This window comes from Leptospira vanthielii serovar Holland str. Waz Holland = ATCC 700522 (genome assembly GCF_000332455.1).
Classification (GTDB): Bacteria; Spirochaetota; Leptospiria; order Leptospirales; family Leptospiraceae; genus Leptospira_A; species Leptospira_A vanthielii.
This window is the reverse complement of sequence record NZ_AOGY02000043.1, coordinates 1-3,580: the sequence shown is the minus strand read 5'-3', so window position 1 is coordinate 3,580 and position 3,580 is coordinate 1. Positions and strand designations below refer to the sequence as shown.

Annotated in this window: 4 protein-coding genes; all 4 read right to left on the bottom strand. The window is 34.2% G+C overall.

The genetic code is table 11. From position 1 onward, the window contains the following. A partial coding sequence (locus tag LEP1GSC199_RS20900) for a transposase zinc-binding domain-containing protein (RefSeq protein ID WP_198288777.1) occupies positions 1–351 on the bottom strand: 351 nt, incomplete at its 3' end. 816 nt (positions 352–1,167) lie between these two features. Then, positions 1,168–1,545 (bottom strand): hypothetical protein, encoded by a 378-nt coding sequence (locus LEP1GSC199_RS10295; RefSeq protein ID WP_002981693.1) that lies wholly within the window; start codon positions 1,543–1,545, stop codon positions 1,168–1,170. A 195-nt stretch (positions 1,546–1,740) separates the two neighbouring features. Further along, complete coding sequence (locus LEP1GSC199_RS10290) at positions 1,741–2,229, bottom strand: hypothetical protein (protein WP_002981695.1); 489 nt, start codon at positions 2,227–2,229, stop codon at positions 1,741–1,743. Further along, positions 2,229–2,624, bottom strand: coding sequence for a hypothetical protein (locus tag LEP1GSC199_RS10285; RefSeq protein ID WP_039926560.1), 396 nt, complete (start codon positions 2,622–2,624; stop codon positions 2,229–2,231). The genes LEP1GSC199_RS10290 and LEP1GSC199_RS10285 overlap by 1 nt, the downstream gene beginning before the upstream one ends. Positions 2,625–3,580 lie beyond the last annotated feature (956 nt).

Genomic DNA, 3,580 nt, shown 5'->3' with positions numbered 1-3,580 from the left:
AGCTTCAAAAAGGATTTCTATAAATTCTTTATAATGGGAAAGAATATATGGATATAGAAAAGAAGGTAACTTAAAAACAAGATGATAATGTGGAGAATTAGTAACTTTTTCCTTTGTATTAGAATTCCATTCTCTTTTATTTTCTGATTGGCAAGTAGGACAAGATCTATTGTTACAAGATTCTCTAATGAATATAGAGAAGTGTCCGTTTGGACAAGAATAGACTCTTCCCTTCATAGCATTAGTTCTGCACAGAGTAACAGCAGAAACAACCTTCTTAACATGAGTAGGCAGGTTGGAATCTTGAATCTTATCTATTTGCTTATATAATACTTGTTGGAATTCATTCATAGAATAAAGTTCTAGGGCATTGCAGATAACGAACTAGTGGAGACGACGTTTCCCGACCCTGAGTCCCGAACGGGACGTTAGGGACTGGCACGGAGTTTGCGGATGCAAACGAGTGACAGAAGGGAAATGTGGCGGAGCCCAAGCGAGGCCTTGTGCCGAAGCGCAGCGTTTCCATGCTGTTATGCGTAGTGCTTTTGTTTTAACAATTTAGTTTTAAAAGAAATGGTTTTTAAGTTTCAATTTCACTTTATTTCTTTTTTAAATTTATAATCTATAATATTTGAAACAACGAGTATCCAGAAGACTAGTGAAGGAATCCATACCCATATATTCTCAAATTTCAGAATCATTCCAAAGATAAAAAGAGGATGCAATAGACTGAAAATTGCAGCGACAATAATCCCGATGATTGGGAATGGATTGTGAGGATGATTACTTAAAGAAATTGATGTAGTAAAAATATTTATGGGAATAAATATCAAGTAAATTGCCGTAATAAATTTTCTCATTATTTTTTTATTTTATAAATCCATTCTAATGCTAGAGTTTCAACATAATCAATAAAACTATTTATGGAATTGAATTTATAAAATGTATAATCCGGTTGGTTGAAAATTTTTGTTACATTTTCAAAACAATGATCTGGTGCAAAGAGTAGTATATTTTTCTTTTTAATATCATAGAGTGTAAGATTACCGTTTGCCTCTTCAGTAAATGCGATTAGATTGTTGTATTCAATTTCAGTTATATTTTGATCGATAATTGATTCTTTATAATATTCTTCCCAATTTTTAATACCGACTTTACATTCTGATTCTAAAATAAGAAATTTTGATTATTTGAAAGTGAAGGTTCTGGATCATTGTAGGTTTCTATAATTCCACCGATTGTTTTTAAAATTAAATCATGTTCTTCTATGAATAAGTGGTTTCTGCAATTAAGAAATTCAATTTTAGTTAGCCAACCGAAGCTTTTATCGTTATAATCTGTCCATGAATATAATCGATAATTTTCGTTTCTATTCGTTAAATTTAAAATTCTAGCTGATGTAATTAAGTTTGTTAAATTTGGGAAAGTAGTTTTAAATATATCTGAAATTTCTTGTTTACAATTTTCCTCAATGGAATCAAAAAGAATTTCGCTATTGAGCCCAATTCGTTTACTTCGAAAAGTTTCAAAATCTTTATTTTTCATGCTGGATTAGTTAAAAGCATTACGCATAACGAACTAGTGGAGACGACGTTTCCCGACCCTGAGTCCCGACGGGACGTTAGGGACTGGCACGGAGTTTGCGGATGCAAACGAGTGACAGAAGGGAAATGTGGCGCAGCCCAAGCGAGGCCTCGTGCCGAAGCGCAGCGTTTCCATGCTGTTATACGCTGTGTCAAACTACTTGATAGATGCAATTTGGATAAATTCTTTCTTACTTATTATCTTTAAAGTATAATACATTTGGTAATTATTATATCGAATAAATCCGCCAGGGAGAAAGTCATTTAATAAATCATAATAAGCATTTGATTTGTATTCAATATTGTTGATTTCAAAGAGAAAGTATTCATTTTCCTCAATTTCAACGTTTTGTATTTCTTTTTCTAGAATGTCGACTAGTGATCCGTTTTTATACGTTCCGAAGGTTCTTCCCGTATAAAAAGAGAGAAAATAGTATTCGTCAATTCTAACTTTTTCAACTTTCTTTATTTCACCGCCATTGAACTTAGTTGCAGTATAGAAGATTCTTGATTTATTGAATGAATCTGTGGGTTGATCCTTGATATGAAATGTAGTGCCTTTTAATAGGTTTGGATGCAGATCATAGTTTATACAATTGATTAAAGAGAATAGAATAAAAATCGATAGGTAGTGAAATGGTTTCATTAGAAGATATCTCCTTCGATCAAGATACTTTTGTTTGAGAATCCAAATGGTCTTCCAGTGTAAATGTATAGCGAAGATGAGAAAAGTGCTAGCGGATTTGGAAGTAGACCTAAAGAAAACCAAGAATTGTTGTATATTCTAATTTTAAGATTTTTAATTCCTTTTGAACCCGGATATTTTTCCAATTCATTAATAATAGCTTCATTAACCTCTTTATTTCCGCTAAGACTTTGGCTGAACCAATAGTGGTTAGTGAATTGCACTTGGAATTTCGTAATGGAAGGTTCATTTATATCTGAATAGGTAATTTTGTATTTATCTGTTTCAATCTTTGTGTTTATTGTGACACATGCGCAAAGGAATAATAGAACAAAGATATTGAATATTTTTTTCATTATTTACTTATATCCTTTAATTAATTTTTGACATAGCGTATAACGAACTAGCTAACCAACGTAGGCTGGCCCTGAGCCTCTGGAGGAGGCGTTAGGGATTGGCACGAGGCTTGCGTAAGCAAGAGGAGTGACAAAAGCCTATGTGCCGCAGGCCGAGCGAGGGCGAAGTCCCGAAGCGAAGTGGTTAGCGGTAGTTAATTGCAGTTGGTTTCCTGTTGTAATTGAGACAGATACGAAGTGTGCGAAATCCCAGTGCGCAAATTTTCTTTCTTATTCTTTGTCTTCAAAGCCCGATAATCATTTTTGAATCATGCAAACCGTGACCAAAAAATAATAGGAAATGTAGCGAATTAAATCTCTTAATTCTTATTCTTTTCTTTAAAGCGCTTGAATCATTAACAAAGTAATAAAACCGATATAAAGATCTATTATTGAATGGAGCAAAGTTGGACTCTCACCTTTTAAGAAAAATTGCGCGCTGGTTTTTTTGAATAGAATTAACCAATTGCAATTAACGAACTAGGCTAACCGACGTAGGCTGACCCTGAGTCCCGGAACGGGACGTTAGGGACTGGAACGACACTTGCGAATGCAAGGGGAGTGCCAGAAGCCTATGTGGCGCAGCCCAAGCGAGGCCTTGTGCCGAAGCGAAGCGTTAAGGCGCTGTTAAGCGCCGTTTCAGCAGTATTTATTGAATTGATTTCTTATTCAATTTCATAAAAGATTTCTTTGAATGATTTTTTGGAAAGGTCAATGGCAATTTCATCCGTAATTATAGTGCCTTGTGGATAACCTAAATAGTCAACTTCGAGTTCCTTTCCGATATTGTGTTTTATTGTCTCGTAGAAAAATGCTTTTTGATATCTTGATACATAGGCTCCAAGAATGTTTATATTTTTTTCTGTTATTTGTATGCTTTGATCCCAAAGTATTTTCTTTTATTTTATACGTGGCGT